This window comes from Pseudomonas sp. FSL R10-1339 (assembly GCF_009600545.1).
GTDB lineage: Bacteria > Pseudomonadota > Gammaproteobacteria > Pseudomonadales > Pseudomonadaceae > Aquipseudomonas > Aquipseudomonas bubulae.
The window spans coordinates 1-19976 of the sequence record NZ_WIVQ01000080.1; the positions used below are offsets into that span (position 1 = coordinate 1).

Consider the following 19976-nt stretch of genomic DNA (forward strand, 5'->3'; position numbering starts at 1 on the left):
GGTCAGGCTCGGCCGGGGTTTCGACGCCACACAGCTGGGCCAGCACGCGACGGCCGATATCCCGCAGGTCCGCTGCCCGCTCGGCCAGCAGCGCATCCTGCAAGGACTCCTGCTGACGCGCAGCGGCCTCGATCACCGACATCCACGCGGCTTCGGCGCTTTCGCCCTGCTTGAGGCGCGAATCCACTTCATCGGTCAGTTCAGGGTCGTCGAGCATTTCCTGGTGGGTAATGAAAATTTCGCGAATGGCCTTGGACTGGCTGCGCGTAATCAGGCCTTCAATGTCCTTGCGCACTTCGCTCAGGGCTTTTTGCAGACGCTCGCGCTCGACCACGGAAGACTCGCCACGCAGCGGGTAATCGAACGTTTGCAGCACCTGTATATGGGCAGGGCCAATGGCAATGCCGGGCGATGCGGCAATCGCCTGCACCAGGCTGCCAGCCGCCGGGGCGGTAAGCACCGTGGCAATTTCGGCGACACCGGGCACGGCTTCAGCCAACGCCGGCAACGGCTCGACTTCCTCACCCAAACCCGCCTCGACCGCAGCCAGTAGTGCAGGCAGCGCATCGTTGGCGATATTCGGCTCGGCGACAAATTCCAGCACCTGACCGCGACGGGCACCCAGGCTCAGCAGCTTGCTCAAGCTCTTGGCAGATACCGCCGAATCCTGGCCATCGACGATCCGGACGCGGATTTCGCCTTCAAAACTTTTCGCCAGTTGCGCCAGCACTTTGGCCGGCCGCGCATGCAGGCCGTGGGCGTTGGCCAAGGGAATACGGGCACTTGGCCAGTCGGCCGGCAGCTCGCCGCCCAATACTTCAAGCACGGCACGGCGGCTGGTGGCACTGCCCAGTTCGTGGCCACGACCGGCAATCAGTAGCGCGCACAAGCGCTCCAGCAAGGCCTGATGCGCTTCGCCAAGGCTGGCCAGGCAGAACAGACCGCTCAGCGGCTGGCCCAGATAGCGCATCGGTTTGTCCGGTGTCACAAACGCCAGCCCCGGACGTTTGACGGTTTGCTCGCTATGCAGCCACCACAGGCCATCGCCCAGCGGCAGCGCATCGACTTGCTGCAGTACGGCAGCAAAGCCATTGCTCACGCAATCAGCCTGACGCAGCAGACGGGCACCACGCCATACCAGTTCCTCAAAGTCATCGGCAGACACACCCAGGCCGATCATCTGTGCATCCAGCGCCAGCTCCTGTGGTGCGCCCTGCAGCAGTTTAAGCAAGGCTTCGGCGGAGCTGGCGCGACGCAGGGCCTCACCCAGATCGGTTTCGCCCAGGGCACGGGTCAGCAGTTGCAGCAAACGTAAATGTTCGTCGGACTTTGCGGCAATACCGATGGCCAGGTACACCATCTGGCCATCACCCCAGTCCACCCCCTCGGGGAACTGCAACAGGCGCACGCCCGTGGTGAACACCAGCTCACGTGTTTCGGGCGTGCCGTGGGGGATGGCAATGCCCTGACCCAGAAAGGTCGAACCCTGAGCCTCACGCGCTTGCAAGCCACTCAGATAGCCTTCGGCTACCAAGCCATCGGCGACCAGTTTATCGGCAAGCAATTGCAGCGCCGCAGACTTGTCCACAGCCGTCTGGCCCATGGATATCTGCTCTATGGTGAGCTCGAGCATGCGTTCTCCTTTCCGGTACTCAATGGCAACCGGTATTGTTTTGAATTAAGTCAGCTTAGGTCGCTCTTCCCGTGCTGCGTCAGTTGATGCGTGGCAAGCACATCACTGCCGGGTTCGAGGCCTTTAAATGCGCAGGCTGAAACGTTTAATCAAGAATACCCGGCACGTTACTGCATAATTGCCCGCGCTTGAAGTCCAACTTGTCGTATTGCCTGGCGGCAGCGGGTAGATGTCGCAAATAAATACAGCGCACCCATGACAGACGATGGTCGGCTGCCTTTATCGGTTAGGATTGTTCACAATGTCGACATGTACTACAAAAAATAAGGAATTTTCGGCGTGAAACTCAGTGATATCGCTCAATTGGCAGGTGTTTCCGTAACGACTGCCAGCTATGTCATCAATGGAAAAGCCGAACAGCAGCGCATCAGCAGCAGCACGGTCGAGCGCGTACGTGCGGTGGTCGAGGAGCACGGCTTTACTCCCAACCCGCAGGCAGCCGGGCTGCGCAGCCGACACACGCGCACCTTGGGGTTCATCCTGCCGGACCTCGAAAACCCGAGTTATGCGCGCCTGGCCAAGCAGCTCGAACAAGGCGCCCGTGCCCGCGGCTATCAGTTGCTGATCGCCAGCTCCGACGATGCACCGGACAGTGAGCGCCAATTGCTCAAGCTGTTTCGTGCCCGTCGCTGCGATGCCCTGTTCGTAGCCAGCTGCTTGCCCGCAGAAGATGACAGCTACCGCCAGTTGCAGGACCTGGGCATGCCCATCATCGCCATCGACCGGACCCTGGAGCCGGAGCGCTTCTGCTCGGTAATCAGTGATGATTGCGAAGCCAGCCTGCAATTGACCCGCAGTCTGTTGCAGCCTTTGCCGCGCCAGATTGTGTTGATTGGTGCGCGCCCCGAACTGAGCGTCAGCCAGGCCCGTGAAGCGGGTTTCAAGCAAGCGGTCGAAGGGTTCAAGGGCGAGGTCCTGATCGAACACGGCAGTGCGTTCAGCCGTGAATGTGGACGGCGGATCATTGATGATTTGCTGGCACGCCAGGGCCACTTCCCCGAAGCGCTGATCACCACTTCATATGTGCTGTTGCAAGGGATGTTCGACGCGTTGCTGGAGCACCCGACCCAGCGCCCGCCATTGCGCCTTGCCACGTTTGGTGACACCCAGTTGCTGGACTTCCTGCCGCTGCCAGTCAATGCTATGGGCCAACAACACAAGCTGATTGCCGAAACAGCCCTGAACCTGGCCCTGGCGGCGATTGAAGAGCAAAACTACGTACCCGGCATCCATGCCATTGCCCGTAACTTCAAACAACGTATCCATCAGGCCTGAGTATGCAACTGATCGACACCCACACCCACCTCGACTTCCCTGAGTTCGACGCCGACCGCCCACAGATACTGGCGGGCAGTCGGGCACTGGGGGTTGAGAGCATGGTGGTTCTGGGGGTTTATCAGAGTAATTGGCAGAGCGTGTGGGACTTGATCCAAACCGACAGCCAACTGTATGCCGCGTTTGGCCTGCACCCGGTGTACATCAATGAGCATCGCCCCGAGCATATGATTGAACTGGGGCAATGGCTGAGCCGCCTGGCAGGGCATCCTCAGGTGTGTGCTGTGGGCGAGATCGGCCTGGACTACTTTCTGCCCGGGCTGGACCGCCAGATCCAGCAACAGTTGTTTGAAGCCCAATTGCAATTGGCCGCCGACTTTAATCTGCCCGCCCTGCTTCATGTTCGGCGCAGCCATGCGCAGGTAATCGCCACCCTCAAGCGTTTCAAGCTTCAGCGTGGCGGGATTGTTCATGCCTTTTCAGGCAGTCGCGAAGAAGCCCGTGAATATATAAAACTGGGATTCAAGCTGGGCCTGGGGGGGGCTGCCACCTGGCCACAAGCCTTGCGCTTGCGCAAAGTGCTACCTGATCTGCCGCTGGACGCCATCGTGCTGGAAACCGATGCCCCCGGCATGGCCCCGGCCATGTACCCCAACCAGCGCAACAGCCCGCAGTACCTGCCTGATATTTGCCGGGCGCTGGCCGAGATAATGGGCATCAGCCCCGAGCAATTGGCAAAGGCGACAACAGCTAATGCCTGCGAAGTCTTTGGCTGGAAGCGCTGACTTATACCCCTGTAGCAGCTGCCGAAGGAACGAGGCTGCTACAGATCTTGTGTAATCTCAGAGCAACAACGCCCACACCGCGAAGCACGCATACCACAACACCGCCGCCCGCAGCAGCAAGGCCCACAGGGTGTCGAGGCTGCTCACGCCCTCAGGCCCGGCCTGTGGCGCAGGGATTTCAGCAGCTGCGCAGCCGGCTTTGTTGATCAGCTGCGCAGCACTGATGTCCCAGCTCAGCAACTCATGCAACATCACCCGGCTAACCGCTGCAAAATTACCCACCAGGGCAAAACTCGCGGCCAGCAACCGCACCGGCAACCAGTCAAAAGCATGGCGCAATTGCCCGGCACGCTCCACCAGCGCCGGGTTTTGGCTGTGCTCCTGCGCCAGGGCCAGCAGGCGATAGCTCAGGATCACCACCGGCCCCAGCAGGAAGTACCAGAAAATAACCGCAAAGAAGCTCTGGTAGGCCTGCCATAACAAATGCCCCTGCACCCTCTCCAGCAATTGCTCACCGCTGTCCGCATTTATGCTCAGGTCACGCTCGGCAACATGGGCGGCGGCCTGCAAATCACCACGACGCCAGGCATCACGAAACGGCCCGAGCCCCCCCAGCAAGTCTCCACGCCCAAGGCTGTAGATCACCACCAATAAATGTATCGGCAGTGCCAACAGGCCATAAGCCACCGGATGCAGTACCACCAGCAGCAAGCCCAGCACCGCCGCAGGCAAGGCAATCAGGATAAACAACACCCACCATGGCTTGTTGCCAAGCCTTGGGCTGGTTTCAAGTTTGTGCAACTCGCGCAACCAGCCGCCATCACGCTGCAGACGCTGACGCAGCCCCGAGAATTTCTCGACCACAATCGCCAGCAGTAACACCACAAAACTCATTGTTTATCTCCTGTGTGCTGCAACGCGCTGCGAAAACGCGTCCAGTCAAAAGCCGGTCCCGGGTCCGTCTTGCGTCCCGGCGCCACGTCGCTATGGCCGCAAATCCTGTGTCGGGTAATGGCAGGAAACTGCATCTGCAACTGTCGGGTCAAGGTTGTCAGAGCCTGATACTGGGCATCCGTAAAAGGCAGCTCATCGGTGCCCTCAAGTTCAATGCCCAGAGAAAAATCATTGCAGGTCTCACGTCCTTCGAAGCTCGAAACGCCAGCATGCCATGCGCGATCAAAACAGGAGACAAACTGGGTAACAGTGCCGTCACGCTCGATCAGAAAATGTGCGCTCACGCGCAGGGCACTTATACCTTCAAAGTAAGGATGTTCTGTGACGTCCAGTCGATTCTGGAAGAATTCCTGGACCTTACCGGTGGCGAACTGCCCCGGCGGCAAGCTGATGTTATGAATGATCAGCAGGGAGATTTCATCACCCGGGCGCGCATTGAAGTTGGGTGACGGGCAATGGCGCACGCCTTGAAACCAGCCGCTCGCGGGGTCCATCTGCATACAGGCTCCTTTAACAGGCAAAACCAAAGGCCCAGTATGCCGCGATGCGCGCATCGATGGGGAGCAATCTGCGCTATACGCGATTACTCGCCGCCAGCCTGACGCAAACTGTCTATCACCGACTCCAGAGCCCGATCAATCAACAGGCGGTCATCGACCAGCAGGATACTGCCATTGCGCAGGTGCACGATTAAATCGTTGCGGCTTTTTTCCAGCACCTTGGCCCCGATACGGTTTACAAAGATATGCGTACCGTCCGGCTCAAGAATCGTAATCAGCTTGCAACGCAGGCGGGTGGTCTCATCTTCTTGCAGTTCGATCCAGGCCCCAACCCGCAACTGACTGACCAACAACAACCCCAACTGAGCTTGCTCATCGAGAACCGGTGAAGGCCATGAGCGCACCGGGTTGCGCTGCACCGCAGGGCGGCAGCGCACCTGTTCGGCATCCCGGGTGCGCTGCTCAAGCAGCTCGGTGCGGCTGCGCTCGCCGCGGGTAAACATCGAAAAATCATGCAGCAACGACTCAAGCAGCGCCGGATTATTGCCCGCGTACCGGGCCAATTGCAGCACCACGTGCTCGACCTTGCGGTACAGCGGATCGTTGCAACTATTGGCACCGGCGTCCCAGCCAATGGCTGCATCGGCCATGACATTGAGCAGACGCCGGGCCGGATGGCTGTCACAGCTGAAGAAGTTCTGATCACGCCGGGCGATCTGGAGCATGGGTTCACGCAACAAGCCCAGCAGTTTTTTCAAAGGCTGCGAAAGGTTGCGATCATCGCTGATGTAGTCGAACAAAAGCCCGATCAGGTTACTCGCATCCTCACCCGCCCCTGGCAATTCCTGGGCATGGATATCGGCTTTGGCGGCGCAGCACGACTCCCTGTCCGACAGATCTGGCAGCACTCCGGTGGCAATCAACAGCTGGTTGGCGTCGGCGTACAGCTGCCCGGTCTGACTGAGCAGGTACTTGTCGAACAGGCGCAGCATGATCAGCTTGACCTTGATGTCCATGCCTTGGTCACGTTCGGCCTGCAAAAAATATTCGCACAGCATCGCCGGCCCCAGCGGGTTGTTCTGTTCATCCAGTGGCATGCAGCTCAGGGTGTTGAGGCGTGTGCTCAACTGGCACAAAGCCAGCTGGTTGCGGCTCAGGACCTTCGTCACCATTGCATTGGTTACCTGAGCGCGCTCAATGTTATCGGCCATCAGCGAGAACACCGCATGCCCCGCGGGAACGACGTGCAGGGCTGGCTCACTGACATCAGGCAGGGTCAGACGGATAAAGGCATCGAACAGACGCTCAAGAAAACCGCGTTCAATGCTTTTACGTTTGAGCCGCACATCGCGCATGGCCTCAAAGAACAGGCTCTGATCGGTATCGCTCTGCGCCTTGTCGGCCATTTCAAACAGGGTCTGGTCGGCATTTTCGAACAGCACCTGCAGTTCGTTGCGCAACTGCTGCGCAGCCTTGTCATGCACCTGCAGCAGGATCACAGGCAGGCGGGTAAGCGGCGAGTGCATCGCCAACTCCTTAGTGGTCCTGCTCCCAGGCCCCACTTTCCCGTCATTTTGCATCCTGGCCTCCCGGAAGGATTTCTTCGTTTGCCAGTGAACGCGCGTGGTCAGAGCCATTTTTGCCGCTCACTAACAGAAACCGGCGAGTGCATTGGGCACTGGCCGGTGAATCGGAATTTAGGGCAATGGCAGCACGTCAAAGCTATGGCGCCAATAGCAAGGCGGATTATCTTGTAAAAGATGGCGCTTGTACCAGCGGACTCTTCATTTGAGTGATTGCAGGTGCAAATTAATGTTCAAAGTGCCGAAAACAGCACATTGCAGGTATTTGCATGTGACTCTTCGCACACCTTGGGTTCACCGGTGGCATGCCCCTATAATCGGCGCACTTTGTTTGTGGAGCTCGTTATGCCGAATTTACGCCTGGCCGACCTCACTGCCGAAATAGAAGCCAACGTGCGCCGTGCGTTAGCCGAAGATATTGGCAGCGGCGATATCACTGCACGGCTGATCCCGGCCGAGCGCCTGGCCAAAGCCACGATCATTACCCGTGAAGCAGCAGTGATCAGCGGCACAGCCTGGGTCGACACTGTGTTCCGCCAGCTTGACCCTCGGGTTGCCGTGCATTGGCAGGTGGCCGATGGCGATCGCGTGAGCCCCGACCAGGTACTGTTTCATCTTGAAGGCCCGGCCCGCTCGCTGCTCAGCGGTGAACGTAGCGCGCTGAACTTTCTGCAAATGCTGTCAGGCGTCGCCACCCATGCCCAGCACCTCGCTGATCAGGTGGCCGATACGCGGGTCAAGCTGCTGGACACACGCAAGACCCTGCCGGGTTTGCGTATGGCGCAGAAGTACGCAGTAACCTGTGGTGGCTGCCACAATCACCGTATTGGTCTGTACGACGCCTTTTTGATCAAGGAAAACCATATCGCTGCCTGCGGCGGTATCGCGCAAGCCATCAGTGCCGCGCACAAGATTGCCCCTGGCAAGCCGGTTGAAATCGAAGTGGAAAGCCTGCAAGAACTGAATGAAGCGCTGGCGGCAGGTGCGGATATCATCATGCTCGACGAACTGAGCATGGATGACATGCGCGAAGCGGTACGCCTGAACGCGGGCAAGGCCATGCTGGAAGCCAGCGGCGGTATCAACGAGTCGACCTTGCGTCCGATCGCCGAAACCGGCGTGGACTACATCTCGATTGGCGCCATGACCAAGGATGTGAAGGCGGTGGATCTGTCGATGCGGTTGAGCCTGTAAGCCCTGCACACCTTTGCTGTGGGAGCGGGCTGGCTCGCGATGGCCTCACTGGGGTTCGCCAGATACACCGCGGTGCCCGCATCGCGAGCAAGCCCGCTCCCACAAAAAGCACAGGTTTTGCATCAGCCGTGCCGGCGGCACTTGATCTCATGCTCTAGCAGCCATTGCTTGGCTGCCAGACCTCCGGCAAAACCGGTCAAGGTGCCATTGCTGCCAATCACCCGATGGCACGGGATGATGATCGGGATCGGATTGCGCCCGTTCGCCGCTCCCACTGCCCGGGACGCCTTGGGCCGATGGATCTGCTGTGAAATCTGGCCGTAACTGGTGGTTACCGCAAAGGGAATGGTGGTCAGGGCCTGCCATACCGACTGCTGAAAGTCGGTGCCTAGCGGCTTGAGAAACAGGTCGAACGTCTGACGCTCACCCGCAAAATATTCCTCCAGTTGACGGCGAACTTCGGCAAGCTTTGGTGGCGAATGCACCCACCCGTCCTGTGGTACATGGGGCCGGCGATCCAACTCGAAACGCACTTCGCGCAACCCTTCATCATCAGCGACCAGAAACAGTGGCCCAATCGGTGATGGCATTTGTTCGTAGTAAATCTGCGTCATGTTCACACCTTGCGCGCTGTAATCGAATCGGTAGCTGCGCGCCATAAATACATCACGGAATAGGCCCGCCACGGGCGCCAGCTTTCAGCCAGTGCCTGCAGCGCTTTGGTACTTAACGGCTCACCCTGGGGGTTGGCTTCACGGCGCAGAATCAGATCGGCGGCCGGAAATGCATCTGGGTGTTTGAGCACGCGCATGGCGATGTAATGCGCGGTCCATTCGCCAATACCGGGCAGTTGTACCCAGCGCTCGATAAAACGCTCCAGGGGTTGCTCCACGGCGAAGTCGACACGCCCTTGTGCAAGGGCGCGGGCGATGCCCTGGATCGTATTGATGCGCGCCTGGGTTATGCCCATTTGCCCAAGATCGGCTTGCGCCAGCTGCTCAGGGCCGGGAAACAGACGATCCAGCCCCGAGCCCTTGTCGGCTTCAATGGCAACACCATGGCGCTGCACGATTCGACTGGCCAGGGTGCGTGCTGCAGCCACACTGACTTGCTGCCCCAGCACGGCCCGCACCGCCACTTCAAAACCGTCCCAGCCCCCCGGCAATCGCAGCCCCGGATAACGCCCGATCACAGGCGCCAGCAGCGGGCTGGCACTCAAGGTACGGGCGATGGCCAGCGGGTCGGCATCCAGATCGAACATGCGCCGAATCCGCGTGACCACCGCCAGCATCTGCCCCGGTGGCACATTGCGCAGCTCCAGCTGCAATGCATGCTGCTCACCCGGCCAGGCGCTGACCCTCAGCCAGCCGGGAGCTTCAGGGCTGCCAAACACCCGCTGATAACTGTGGCCATCGACCCGTTCGATACCGGGCAAGGCCCGGGTCTGCAGAAAGCCCAGCAAGGCTGCAAAGTCGTAAGGCGGGCGATAGCCCAGGCGCAACACCAGCGCCTTGTCTGCCCGTGTCTTCGGGCTGCGCCTGAAGGCACGGGGCTCGGCATGATTGGCTTCGGCAAAAGCCGCATTGAAACGACGCAGACTACCAAAGCCGGAAGCCATTGCCACTTCAGTGATCGACAGGTCGGTTTCGGTCAATAGTTGCTTGGCAAAAAGCAGGCGCCGGGTGGAATGCACGGCCATCGGCGGCGCCCCGAGATAGTGAACAAACAGACGACGCAATTGCCGCGCACCGATGTCCATGCGCTCAGCCAACTCTTCCAGCGAGTGCTCTGCCAGGTAACCCTCATTAATCAGCGTCAAGGCGCGCGACACCAGATGCTCGCCCTGCAACCAAAGCTGATTACCCGGTGCCAGCTCGGGCCGACAACGTAAACAGGGGCGAAAGCCTTGGGCCTGAGCCGCTGCCGCGCTGGGGTAATAAACCACGTTTTCGGCTTTTGGCGCACGGGCCGGACACACGGGGCGGCAGTAGATCCGGGTGCTGAGTACGGCAGTGAAAAACACCCCGTCAAACCGCGCATCACGGCTCAGGCGAGCGATTTCGCAGGCAGCGGTACTGGGCGTTGACAGGCGGTTATCTGTATTCATGGTCCGCAGAATAGCACCGCGTTTTGGCCGATTCTCGCCATTTTCGGACGTCAAAGTGCCTGGTGCTGCCCCTGAACGAAAAAGCCACCCGGCATTGACCGGATGGCTTTTTAAGTGGTGCCGGAGACAGGAATCGAACTAATTTAACCAAGCCCAGTAAAGCTTAAATACTTGTAGCTACAAAAACGAAATAGGTACTCATTAAGGGACTCAGCAAAAACCAAGGTCTACCGCCAGCTCTTAACTGGTGAGGCACATATGCTTTGTCCAGCTGCTGCACTTGTGCTGCTGCTCCATCATCACGGTCAGACTGAGCATGTGTTCGTCATCCTAGCGATTCCGTATCTTATCGGCATGCCACGGATCGACCTTGGCGCTTGCTTCGCTCCAAGCGGTTGTTTGTTAGTCGTTACGACTGGCAGCAATCGGCCAGGAGCAGCCGGTGAAAAGGGCCCCGTCCCAAAGCGGCCCTGAGCTTTACCGGTTGTATGCCCCATTCTCATTCATAAATGGCCGGCAAATCTCCGGAACCCAGTGAGGCTTTTATCGCATTACTAGGTTGGTCACAGCAGACTAGATCACCTAGTAGCATCACCAAACGCTCATCGTATGGATGGAATGCCCCACCTCCAACAACGCGGTGCCCGAGACACTCGCATAACTCCAGCTTGTCGAAAACATCCCCGAAGCCCCAATCGGGCGAGTAGAAAACGACTGCCAGCAATCGATTAAAGACCGGCTCACCATCAAGGGTCGACGGTAATATCGAGAGGGTATCAAAGGGCACTACGTTGAAAAACAATCGGTGTTGCCGCGCTTCCAGAAAGACACTTGCTATTTCATGCGCATCGAACGCCGGAATGGCATTGCAACAGAAGCAGGCGCACAAATAACGGATAACTGTCTCGATCCACCGGTCGAACGAGCGCCCACACGGCTGTTCCGAGTAAACCAGTTGATAATTTTGAGGCAAGAACTTTCGCTCAACAGGTTCCGTATCTAGATAAAACACATACGAGAACTGGCCGGTAACCTGCATCGAGACATCCAGCGGGGCATTGACAAGAAACGCAAAGCGGGCGCGATCGACTTCCTGAATAGTTGCATGAGAAAGCAAGCCAGCCTCATCGGCATAACTGTAGATTTGGAAATCTTGTGACTCGAACTTAAAACCAAAAATTTCACTTCTACTGGTCATCCGGTCAGCACCCCTGCAATATAGCAAATAGCCATCATATCATTACTGTCACCACGTAACCCTTCGAGAGCAGACACCACTCATGTCCTTTGTACCTTCATTTTTTGATTTCTTGATTACCCATCTCCAGCAGGAGGAGCGCCGACGCATGCTGATGTCCATTGCGGTCACAGCAGCCCCTGAGCATTGGTTGAGCCTGGAAGCTGCTGCGCTACTGGACGTCAATCGTGCTCGGTTTGGATTGGCCGAACCTCTGGGTGAGCGTCACAATGTGCCCCGCTGGCTGATCGCTGCCGAGCGGAGGAAAGTGGATTTGTGGATCGAAGATCAGACAGGAGAACAGCCACCCCATTCTGTGGAGTTCAAAGTCGTCCACAATAATAAAAATGCCTACCAGAAAATATGGGAAATCCGCCGTGACCTGCAAAAGGTAATACCTAATACCGAATCGAATGACCAGGTCATACGGTGGGGTGTGGTCCTTCTGGTATTCCATCGCTTCTACGAAGATCAAGCAGGGGGGTACGCGCTGAATCGTCAGTTCAAGGATTGCCAGGGAATGCTTCAGGCCTTTGAACATGCACTGCAAGACGACGAAGAATGGTATGAAGGCGCGCCAAAACTGGAGCTGGCATTAGAGCCAGTGCATCTCTTCGACATGTCCACGGCTAACTACATCGACCCGGCGAATGGACAGTCGGCTATCTATATCGCATTGGTAAGAAGAAAAAACTGAGGTGGCTCCCGTGGAAATTGATCAGGGCTTGCTCGATGCACTACAAAACGCCAAGCATGTCCTTGTGTTTACCGGAGCTGGAGTTTCTGCGGAAAGCGCTGGTTGGATTGTGGGCACGATTCGACCCCGCTGCCCTGGCTACACGTGAAGCCTTTAGACGAGATCCGACATTCGTATGGGGCTGGTATGAGTGGCGGAGGATGCAAGTGTACAACGCGCAACCCAATCTGGCGCATCGGGCAATTGCTGAACTATCCGCCATAGTGCCCAAGCTGACACTGGTCACACAGAACGTAGATGACCTGCATGAGCGCGCCGGCTGTATTGAGGTCATCCATCTGCACGGGAGTTTAAACAAGCCACTTTGTTTTGCCTGCGCCAGGTTCGCTATCGACCCTTTGCCGCCGCCTGATGAGCCAATAGAGGGTCGGCACTTGGAGCCGCCGCGATGCAGTCATTGCGGTGGCAAGCTACGCCCAGGCGTAGTGTGGTTTGGAGAAAGCCTTCCTACCCAGGCTCTCGCGCAGTCTTTTGCCGCTGCGAAAGACTGCGACGTACTCCTATCTGTCGGAACATCGGGAGTCGTCGAGCCCGCAGCACAAATACCAGACATTGCCTGGCGGGCGGGGGTCACCGTGGTACATATCAATCCAGACGCCAAGTGTGTCCGAAACGCGCGGGAGTTTTGGTTGGGGGGGCGAGCAAGTGAGGTACTGCCACAGCTGCTGATGGAAGGGTTCAGACATCACGATCAGTTATTGCGCAAAGAAAATCCAAACGCAGACCTGTAAATGTGGGGGGGGGATGCGGCATTTGACGCGTCGCCCTTTTTGTATCAGGTTCAAGTGCACTGAGATACGGGAGGCCCCGAACGGCTGAGTGGCGACGGGCCGCCTTGGGTCGGAAGTGGTCTTTCGCGGACGACTGCTTTTGGCCGTGAGCAGCCCTTCGTGACAGGCTGCTATCGGCCAAAAGCGGACGATTGGGTATGCCTACAATCAAGGGGCGATTCATTCGGATTGAATCGCCCCTGGTTTCGTAGAAACATTTGAGCGACTGCTTATGGCCCAGAGTGTGTAAAAACGAGTCGCCAAATTCGAAGTGCGCGCTTCTGCGTTAAATCTGAAATTCATCAGCACATCAGCAGATGTGGATTTGGGGTAGAAGCGCGGTTTCCAGTCTGGTTTTGAGTAACTTTCGCACCGAAAAACGTTTTTACACAGCCTGGGCCGAAAGCAGACTACCGGACCTATGAGATCAGTCGAAGTCCTCTTCTCGTAACAAGCACAAAATTTAATGCGTTATTTAGGCCGAAGCCGAACAACAACTGGTATAGAACAAAAAAGCCCACCTGTTGGAGAGCAGGCGGGCCATTTGAGTTAACGTCAATTAAGAGGTTATTTCTGGATGATGCTGTCCGGCAATGCATAGGCAATGATGTAGTCACCGACATCAGGCGAGTGGCTCATGCCACCTGCGGAGATGACTACGTACTGCTTCCCGGTATTGGGTGATTTGTAGATCAGCGGGGCTGCAACCGCGCCAACCGGCAGGCGGGCTTTCCAGACTTCTTTACCGGTGGCCGAATCCAGCGCTCGCAGGTAGTAGTCCTGGGTGCCGGCGAAGAACACCAGGCCAGATGCCGTTGAGGTCGGGCCACCCAGTGTTGGCATGCCCAGCGGGATTGGCATGTGCGTTTTGATCCCCAGAGGGCCAGTGTCCTGGACGGTGCCCAACGGAACCTGCCAGACCAGTTTCTGGGTGTTGAGGTCAATGGCGCTCATGCTGCCGAAGGGAGGTGTGTTGCACGGTACGCCCAGTGGCGACTGCAGAATGTCGATTTTCACCCCGCCATAGATACCGGCGACTTGTGGGCGAATGGTTCCCATGAAACCCGGGACTTCATCGGTCGACACGTTGAACTTCTTGGTGTCTTCCTTTTTGACTAGTGACATCCGCAGCGGCATGCGCATGTCATTGACGAACATCATGCCGGTGTTTTCGTCGATGGAGATACCACCCCAGTTCATACCGCCCAGCAAGCCAGGCCATTCGATGTACGGTTTTTCACTTGGCGGTGTAAACGGACCCAGGTAGACGGAGTCTTTGAACATGATCCGGCAATACAGTTGGTCGAAAGTTGTCACGCCCCACATCGACTTCTCGGTCAGCGGGTCGACACCAATGGTCGGCATCCCGACCGAGAACGGTTGGGTAGGCGACAGGTGCTCGCCTTCTGCTGCTGGAGAGGTAGGAACCGCACGCTCTTCAACTTCTGTAACCGGCTTGCCGGTACGGCGATCCAGCACAAAAATGTTGCCTGTCTTGCTGGTCTGGATCAAGACCGGAGTCTTCTCGCCCTGGGCGTTTTTGATGTCATAGAGCACAGGCTGCGAAGGCAGGTCATAGTCCCAGACGTCGTGGTGAACGATCTGATAAACCCATTTGGCTTTACCGGTTGATGCATCGACTGCAACAACGGCCGTACCAAACTTCTCTTTAACCTGGTTGCGATCACCACCCCAGTAGTCGGGCGGGCCATTGCCCGTAGGCAGGTAGACCAGATTCAACTCTTTATCGTAGGTCGGAATTGTCCAGACGTTAGGCGTCTCCAGAGCGAACTGATGATCGTCTGCCACTGCGTTCTTGCCCTCGGGTGCACCTACATCCCAGGCCCACACCAACGCACCTGTCAGAACGTCGAATGCGCGTACGGCACCGGAAGGTTCGCCCGCCACAATGTCCCGTACCCAGCCGCCGACCACGGTGAGGTGGCCCATGACAACCGGCAGCGAGGTGGGGTGATAGCGCTTGCTGTTTTCAGTCGGGCCCATGCCTTTCTTGAGATCGACATAACCGTTGTCGCCAAAGCTCGGGCACAGGGTGCCGGTATGCGCATCAACCGCAAACAAACGGGCATCCACAGACGACACCAGTATACGCTGGCGGCACTGCTGCTCATTGCCATATGACGCCTTGACTTCAGCGCTTAGGCTGTCGTCTTTATCGATGTCGTAATAACCCACGCCGCGGCAAGTCACGTGCTCTTCGCTTTTGGCTTTGGGATCGAATTTCCAGAGCGGGGTCCCGGTATCACCGTCCAGGGCGGTAATCAGGTTTTCCGGTGTGCACGAGTACAGAACATTGCCGATCTGCAACGGTGTATTTTCATCTACACCCGCGCCGGCACCTGTGGTGCGACGACCTGTTCTGTAGGTCCAGGCAACCTGCAGGTCCTTGACGTTGTCCGAGGTGATTTGCGTGTAAGGAGCAAACCGTGTTCCCGAGGCATTACGCCCAAAGAACTCCCAGTTTTCAGGGACGTTGGAGGGCTCTTCTGCCTTGGGTGCGTCAGTGGCGGCGACCGGGTTCGAGATCCCGCCGTGCGGGTAGAACGCAGCAATAAATGTCGCGACCAGTGCCAGGAATACGGCAAACCCGAACCGGTTAGCGGCGCGCCGGGTGCTCAAGGACGTGTCCGGCAATGCGGCGCCGACCCACAGGCTGAGTGTCAGGATGATGGCAGGAATGACCAAGCGTGGAAGCAGTTCCCAATAGCTGAACTGACCCACTTCATAAAAGGCCCAGGCACAGGTCGCAAGGAATATGGCAACAGAGAGAGTAATACCCGAACGCTTGCGAAACAGAAATAGTGCCGCCAGTACGAGATAAGTCAAGCCTGCGATCAAGTAATAACTTGACCCGTCCAGCGCCACTAGTTTGACCCCGCCATAAATCAAAGCTAGTGCCACGGCAAATACAAATAGGGAAAAGAGTACCCTCGCGATAGTGCTCATTGAGCGTCTTGAAGTTTGAGATGGTTGGTCATTCGTCATTTAGTGAATGCTCTATGGGTGAATACAAAACTGCCCGCACGCTGTGCGAACAGCTGGGTCAAATGTTCAGTTCAACCCGAACAGGACTGGGCATGGCAGGTGTTGGAATCAGAACTACCGCCCTGCCGACAGCAAGCGAGCACCGGCAATCAGTGTAGCAGGTTGCTGCAGTCGCAATGAATATGCCGAAGGCTCTACGAAACGCGGGAAGGTGTTTGTCCGGGCACTGCTGGCTCGACGTTCCGAGAGTGAGCTGAAGACTCTGAGCTAGTTTATACAGGTGCTTCTTGGGATAAATCCAAAGGTTTGAGAAACATTGTTGGTGAAACAGTAATAATCCATGGTAAGGAGGGGGGTTGAAGTCCCAAATGTTTTCTCTTCTTTTTGACGTGCGAGTGACCTCAAAAGCAATAAGCGCTGAACACTAACGATCGCCGTTTCTGCAAGCGAAAGGCCGGATATCGCCACCGCGATTATTACTGTCTCCCCAATAATGTTTCTTAGTTCCCTGGATTTATCTGAAAAAAATATCGACATAAACTTAGCCTTACGGCTCACACGGGATGACATTCACCAGCCCTGCCACTTTCAGGGCCTGTTAGTCATGTGAAGCGAACATCCGAACGGTTTCGAGCACCCGCACCCCCGTCATATACCCGCTCATGGACACCCTCTTGCACAGCCAAGGAGGGATCAACTCGGCCCGGGTTCAGGTTATGACACCGCAGTTCTCAAGACGGTATCAGGCCAGAAAAGCTAAAGCGGGCCAGTTTCCTGCCGTGCCAGCGTGTCGTTGAGCGATACACCAAAATTTTTTGCAACGGAGCACACCCCAATGTTTTTTTCTTTCCGCGCGCTGCTGACCACCAGCCTGTGCAGCGGTTTGTCGCTGTGTATCTTGAGCCCGACTTCAGCACTGGCTGACACTTCCGACCTGATGAGTCGTTCGACACTAACCGGCGATTGGGGGGGGGAGCGCCAAAAACTGGTGGACAAGGGCATCACACTGACCGGTGACTACAGCTCTGAAACGATTTCCAACTTGCATGGCGGGATCAAGCGAGGTACGCGCTATGCGCAACAAATACGCGTGGGCGCCAAGTTTGATCTGAGTAAACTGCTGGACACCCCGGACGCTGGATTTGTGCAAATTCTGGTTAACGACCGTCGCGGCCACAGCGCCACGGAAGACTTGCTCGGCAACCGCCTTTCTGCGCAAGAAAACTACGGTGGCGAATACACGCGACTGACCGAGTTCAGTTACCAGCGCAATCTGTTTTCTCCGGACGTGTCTGCCAAAATCGGTTACATGGTGATGGGCACCGATTTTGGTGGCATGCCGATCCTGACCAACTTTGTGAGCGCCGGCTTTTGTGCACACCCATTGACCATGTCCAGCGGCAGCGGGTGGGGCAACTACCCGACGGCCCACTGGGGTGGAGAGTTGCGTTACGACGTCAACGACTCACTGACGCTGCAAACCGCGGTATTCCAGGTCAACCCAGAGCACAACAGCCTTCCCTCTGAAGCGTTTTCCATGCCCAGCCACGACTCCACCGGGGCCATTCTGCCTCTGGAAGCCATCTTCAATAATAACGCCTTTCTCAATGGCCAATACAAAGTCGGCTGGTACTACGACAGCTCTAACTCGCAAAAAATTGGCAGCACAGAAAAAAGCAGCAATCGCACCGGGGCTTACGTGTTGATGGACCAGGCAATCTGGAGGGATGAGCAAGACCCTGAAAGGGTGCTACGCCTCTTCGGCCAGGCAGCCACCAGCAACGCAGCCACCTCACCAATGCGTCGCTGGTACTCGGTCGGCCTGGTTAAGCAAAAGCCTTTTGCCAGCCGCCCGCATGACAGCATTGCTTTGGGTTATGGCCGGGCCGTGCTCAACTCCCGTACGCGTGATGTACAAGAAGCGGCGGCGACCAGCTTCGGCGAATACGAGATGATTGCCAACCTCGACAATGGCGAGCAGATGATTGAGCTTAACTATGGCGCGCAGGTCACCCCTTGGCTGCTGCTGCGTCCTGACCTGCAGTACTACATTGAGCCTGGAGCGTTCTCCGGCAAAAAAAGAGGTAACGCTTTGGCCGTGGGCTTACAGATCAAAGCGACGTTTTAAACAAATGGAGTTTGAATCGCCCCGGCTTTCCTAGATAACTTTGAGCGGCTGCTTTTGGCCGGTTAGCGACGGCTTGACTTCGACCGTCGCTATGCATAATCAAACCTCAGTCTCTTCCGCCATCTCCAGGGCGTCATCAACCTCAATCCCCAGATATCGAACAGTGCTCTCCAGCTTCGTATGGCCGAGCAGCAACTGAACCGCCCGTAGGTTCTTCGTTCTGCGATAGATTAGTGATGCCTTCGTACGGCTCATACAATCTAAATCAGCAGCCCTACTCGTCCTGATTGCTTTGATTCTATAAATAGCAGTTTACTTTTACACATTAGCTTTAAATCAGACGAAAAAACCTCTAGGAAAAACAAATCCATTTCGCTATTTGTTCCCCTTGTATTCTAACAACCACTTCCTAATATCGTTAATTTGCGCCTCAAGCATAGCCTGCTTGGCTTCCAACAAATACAGACTGTATCGCCCAGCAATATCTATTTCGTAGATAGCTGGCACATTGCATTCCTCTACAGGCTTGAGCGAAATCTCAGTAGCAGTAACCGTTTCCACGACATATAACGAGCGTAACTTTTCCGAACCATCAGTGGCACCGAAAGCGACATACAAACCTTGCTGAAGTCCAACAACATTTATTTTTAATCCTTCTTTATCCTTTGGCAGGAATGCTGCAATCTTTACTCTTGCATTTGGTCTATGAACAAGAGCACTCCAACCTCTTTTATAATACTGTCTATCCATACTTGAAAAATGAGGATTTTCAATACAACCGGCATAATCGATAGGTAGTAAAAGCATTATAAACCTCACAGTTATTTGTAAAAATAACCCTATCAACTTTCCTTCTTGCCCTCCACCGAACTTGATGCAGTTTCGTGTGCTCGGCGGCACACCCACGAGTTCGCGTCAGATTGCCGCAGTTCGACCAGCATCTAGTACCAACCGGCACTGGCAGAAATAGGTCAATGGGCATGGGCAGCGGATGGGGCAAAGTAGTTGAATTGGCCCCAATCTACCTGCGTACCTTGGGTTAATCTGACGTCGGCGAGCTCCCGCAAGCATTCACCGACGCCGGTCACCTAGAAGTGTTACTACGGGTTTCCAGCTATCTTCCGGGCGTAATAACGATCACTGAGATCCTTCTTCGGATCAGCCTTGACCCAGCTCACTGGTTTACTACAGCCCATGCAGATCAGTACATTTTTGTCCGCGCTAAGGGTATACAGGGCAGCGCTAGAACCAGCTCCGACCTTCAAGCCAGTATCCGTCACCTCAAATTCTGGAGCCTCATACCCCAGTCGATCCATATTCTCAAATTTGAACGACCAGACTCTAATCTGTTTTGCACGCCAGATGCCCATTATGGTTAAAGGATCATACTTCGTAGTGCGCTGATAAACCCAATCACCTTCATATGGTGTCAGCTTCGGGGCCTCTGAATCCCGGTGTATCTTATCCAGGGTTTTCTTCTGCATTTTTTCCAACTCGACATTCAGAGTTTCCTCTTTTCTACGGGCTTGCTCCTCAAGCATCTGACCCACGTCATACGGCCCTTTGGGGTCATACTGCCAAACATGCTCATCCGCACTCATGCCTAGAACCTTGCAATTAAGGCAGTCAAGATTTCGCTCATCGACATTACGCTTCATAACCAGACGAGTCGTGCCACTCACAGCATCAAGAAGTAGCTTTTCATCTTTAACCGACACTTTCATTTTACCGAGCGGTTTGATGCCGTCCTTCCCAAAGTCCCCAAAGACTTCTGCTTCAGAGCCATGAATATTGAGAACCATGGTTCCGTTCATGCTTGAGTCTTTGAATCGGTATGCACCAGTGAAATCTTCACCGCCGCAGCCAGAGAGAAGAGTTCCAGCAACAGCGGCTGTGGCGAATTTAATTAGGGAAATCCTGAAAAAGACTTCCTGATTTGGCAAAATCCCCGGACACCAATCGCCGAGCTTTTCAATGAAGCAAATGA

15 protein-coding genes and 2 pseudogenes are annotated in these 19976 nt (G+C 56.1%); 6 read left to right on the forward strand and 11 right to left on the reverse strand.

The features are described from left to right. The coding region (gene fruB, locus GHO03_RS18685) for a fused PTS fructose transporter subunit IIA/HPr protein (protein WP_153400335.1) at positions 1-1633 on the reverse strand (1633 nt) is incomplete at its 3' end. 339 nt (positions 1634-1972) lie between these two features. On the opposite strand from fruB, the gene cra reads away from it, so the two are divergent. Then, positions 1973-2968 carry a catabolite repressor/activator gene (gene cra / locus GHO03_RS18690; protein ID WP_095001602.1) on the forward strand — a complete coding sequence of 332 codons (996 nt, stop codon included), beginning with the start codon at positions 1973-1975 and terminating at the stop codon, positions 2966-2968. A gap of 2 nt (positions 2969-2970) precedes the next feature. Beyond that, the gene (locus tag GHO03_RS18695) at positions 2971-3753 is read left to right on the forward strand and encodes a TatD family hydrolase (protein WP_153400336.1); all 783 of its coding nucleotides are present in this window, start codon (positions 2971-2973) and stop codon (positions 3751-3753) included. A 57-nt stretch (positions 3754-3810) separates the two neighbouring features. Here GHO03_RS18695 and ampE read toward each other — a convergent pair whose 3' ends face one another. The 3 genes from ampE to GHO03_RS18710 form a co-directional block, all read right to left on the reverse strand. Then, entirely contained in the window at positions 3811-4647 is an 837-nt protein-coding gene (gene ampE / locus GHO03_RS18700; RefSeq protein ID WP_095001604.1) for a regulatory signaling modulator protein AmpE, read from the reverse strand. After that, the gene (gene ampD, locus GHO03_RS18705) at positions 4644-5207 is read right to left on the reverse strand and encodes a 1,6-anhydro-N-acetylmuramyl-L-alanine amidase AmpD (RefSeq protein WP_095001605.1); all 564 of its coding nucleotides are present in this window, start codon (positions 5205-5207) and stop codon (positions 4644-4646) included. Before ampD ends, ampE begins: the two co-directional genes overlap by 4 nt. A gap of 83 nt (positions 5208-5290) precedes the next feature. After that, the gene (locus GHO03_RS18710; protein WP_370688594.1) at positions 5291-6733 is read right to left on the reverse strand and encodes a DUF1631 family protein; all 1443 of its coding nucleotides are present in this window, start codon (positions 6731-6733) and stop codon (positions 5291-5293) included. Positions 6734-7135: 402 nt separating this feature from the next. Between GHO03_RS18710 and nadC the strand changes: the two genes are divergently transcribed. After that, positions 7136-7984: a carboxylating nicotinate-nucleotide diphosphorylase gene (gene nadC / locus GHO03_RS18715; protein ID WP_095001607.1), complete on the forward strand. Its 849-nt coding sequence runs from the start codon at positions 7136-7138 to the stop codon at positions 7982-7984. 122 nt (positions 7985-8106) lie between these two features. On the opposite strand, the gene GHO03_RS18720 is transcribed toward nadC, so the two are convergent. From GHO03_RS18720 to GHO03_RS18730, 3 genes are all read right to left on the reverse strand, one after another. Further along, a complete protein-coding gene (locus GHO03_RS18720) occupies positions 8107-8598 on the reverse strand; it encodes a methylated-DNA--[protein]-cysteine S-methyltransferase (RefSeq protein ID WP_095001608.1) in 492 nt (163 codons plus the stop codon). Positions 8599-8600: 2 nt separating this feature from the next. Beyond that, positions 8601-10091, reverse strand: coding sequence for a DNA-3-methyladenine glycosylase 2 (locus GHO03_RS18725; protein WP_095038605.1), 1491 nt, complete (start codon positions 10089-10091; stop codon positions 8601-8603). 499 nt (positions 10092-10590) lie between these two features. Beyond that, complete coding sequence (locus GHO03_RS18730) at positions 10591-11289, reverse strand: hypothetical protein (RefSeq protein ID WP_153400337.1); 699 nt, start codon at positions 11287-11289, stop codon at positions 10591-10593. Between the two features lie 82 nt (positions 11290-11371). Here GHO03_RS18730 and GHO03_RS18735 point away from each other — a divergent pair, with 82 nt between their 5' ends. Both GHO03_RS18735 and GHO03_RS18740 read left to right on the forward strand, forming a co-directional pair. After that, on the forward strand, positions 11372-12025 hold the full coding sequence (locus GHO03_RS18735; protein WP_256668731.1) for a hypothetical protein: 654 nt from the start codon (positions 11372-11374) through the stop codon (positions 12023-12025). Between the two features lie 10 nt (positions 12026-12035). Next, positions 12036-12816: pseudogene (locus GHO03_RS18740) on the forward strand (NAD-dependent deacylase). Between the two features lie 606 nt (positions 12817-13422). Here GHO03_RS18740 and GHO03_RS18745 read toward each other — a convergent pair. Continuing rightward, the gene (locus GHO03_RS18745) at positions 13423-15822 is read right to left on the reverse strand and encodes a membrane-bound PQQ-dependent dehydrogenase, glucose/quinate/shikimate family (protein WP_088500413.1); all 2400 of its coding nucleotides are present in this window, start codon (positions 15820-15822) and stop codon (positions 13423-13425) included. Between the two features lie 874 nt (positions 15823-16696). On the opposite strand from GHO03_RS18745, the gene GHO03_RS18750 reads away from it, so the two are divergent. Beyond that, a complete protein-coding gene (locus GHO03_RS18750; RefSeq protein WP_047292077.1) occupies positions 16697-17989 on the forward strand; it encodes a carbohydrate porin in 1293 nt (430 codons plus the stop codon). 99 nt (positions 17990-18088) lie between these two features. Here GHO03_RS18750 and GHO03_RS25595 read toward each other — a convergent pair. The 3 genes and pseudogenes from GHO03_RS25595 to GHO03_RS25170 all read right to left on the reverse strand — a co-directional run. Next, a pseudogene (locus GHO03_RS25595) lies at positions 18089-18244 on the reverse strand (integrase); the annotation flags it as partial. Positions 18245-18364: 120 nt separating this feature from the next. Next, a complete protein-coding gene (locus GHO03_RS18760; protein WP_133144166.1) occupies positions 18365-18796 on the reverse strand; it encodes a hypothetical protein in 432 nt (143 codons plus the stop codon). Between the two features lie 293 nt (positions 18797-19089). Then, on the reverse strand, positions 19090-19974 hold the full coding sequence (locus tag GHO03_RS25170) for a hypothetical protein (RefSeq protein WP_372241767.1): 885 nt from the start codon (positions 19972-19974) through the stop codon (positions 19090-19092). Positions 19975-19976 lie beyond the last annotated feature (2 nt).

What these genes read in the sequence shown, in the direction of transcription:
- GHO03_RS18695 (WP_153400336.1), top strand. Translation starts at nt 2,971, where the DNA reads ATGCAACTGATCGACACCCACACCCACCTCGACTTCCCTGAGTTCGAC.
- GHO03_RS18720 (WP_095001608.1), bottom strand. Translation starts at nt 8,598, where the DNA reads ATGACGCAGATTTACTACGAACAAATGCCATCACCGATTGGGCCACTG.
- GHO03_RS18710 (WP_370688594.1), bottom strand. Translation starts at nt 6,733, where the DNA reads ATGCACTCGCCGCTTACCCGCCTGCCTGTGATCCTGCTGCAGGTGCAT.
- ampE (WP_095001604.1), bottom strand. Translation starts at nt 4,647, where the DNA reads ATGAGTTTTGTGGTGTTACTGCTGGCGATTGTGGTCGAGAAATTCTCG.
- GHO03_RS18735 (WP_256668731.1), top strand. Translation starts at nt 11,372, where the DNA reads ATGTCCTTTGTACCTTCATTTTTTGATTTCTTGATTACCCATCTCCAG.
- GHO03_RS18730 (WP_153400337.1), bottom strand. Translation starts at nt 11,289, where the DNA reads ATGACCAGTAGAAGTGAAATTTTTGGTTTTAAGTTCGAGTCACAAGAT.
- ampD (WP_095001605.1), bottom strand. Translation starts at nt 5,207, where the DNA reads ATGCAGATGGACCCCGCGAGCGGCTGGTTTCAAGGCGTGCGCCATTGC.
- GHO03_RS18745 (WP_088500413.1), bottom strand. Translation starts at nt 15,822, where the DNA reads ATGAGCACTATCGCGAGGGTACTCTTTTCCCTATTTGTATTTGCCGTG.
- nadC (WP_095001607.1), top strand. Translation starts at nt 7,136, where the DNA reads ATGCCGAATTTACGCCTGGCCGACCTCACTGCCGAAATAGAAGCCAAC.
- GHO03_RS18750 (WP_047292077.1), top strand. Translation starts at nt 16,697, where the DNA reads ATGTTTTTTTCTTTCCGCGCGCTGCTGACCACCAGCCTGTGCAGCGGT.
- GHO03_RS18725 (WP_095038605.1), bottom strand. Translation starts at nt 10,091, where the DNA reads ATGAATACAGATAACCGCCTGTCAACGCCCAGTACCGCTGCCTGCGAA.
- GHO03_RS18760 (WP_133144166.1), bottom strand. Translation starts at nt 18,796, where the DNA reads ATGCTTTTACTACCTATCGATTATGCCGGTTGTATTGAAAATCCTCAT.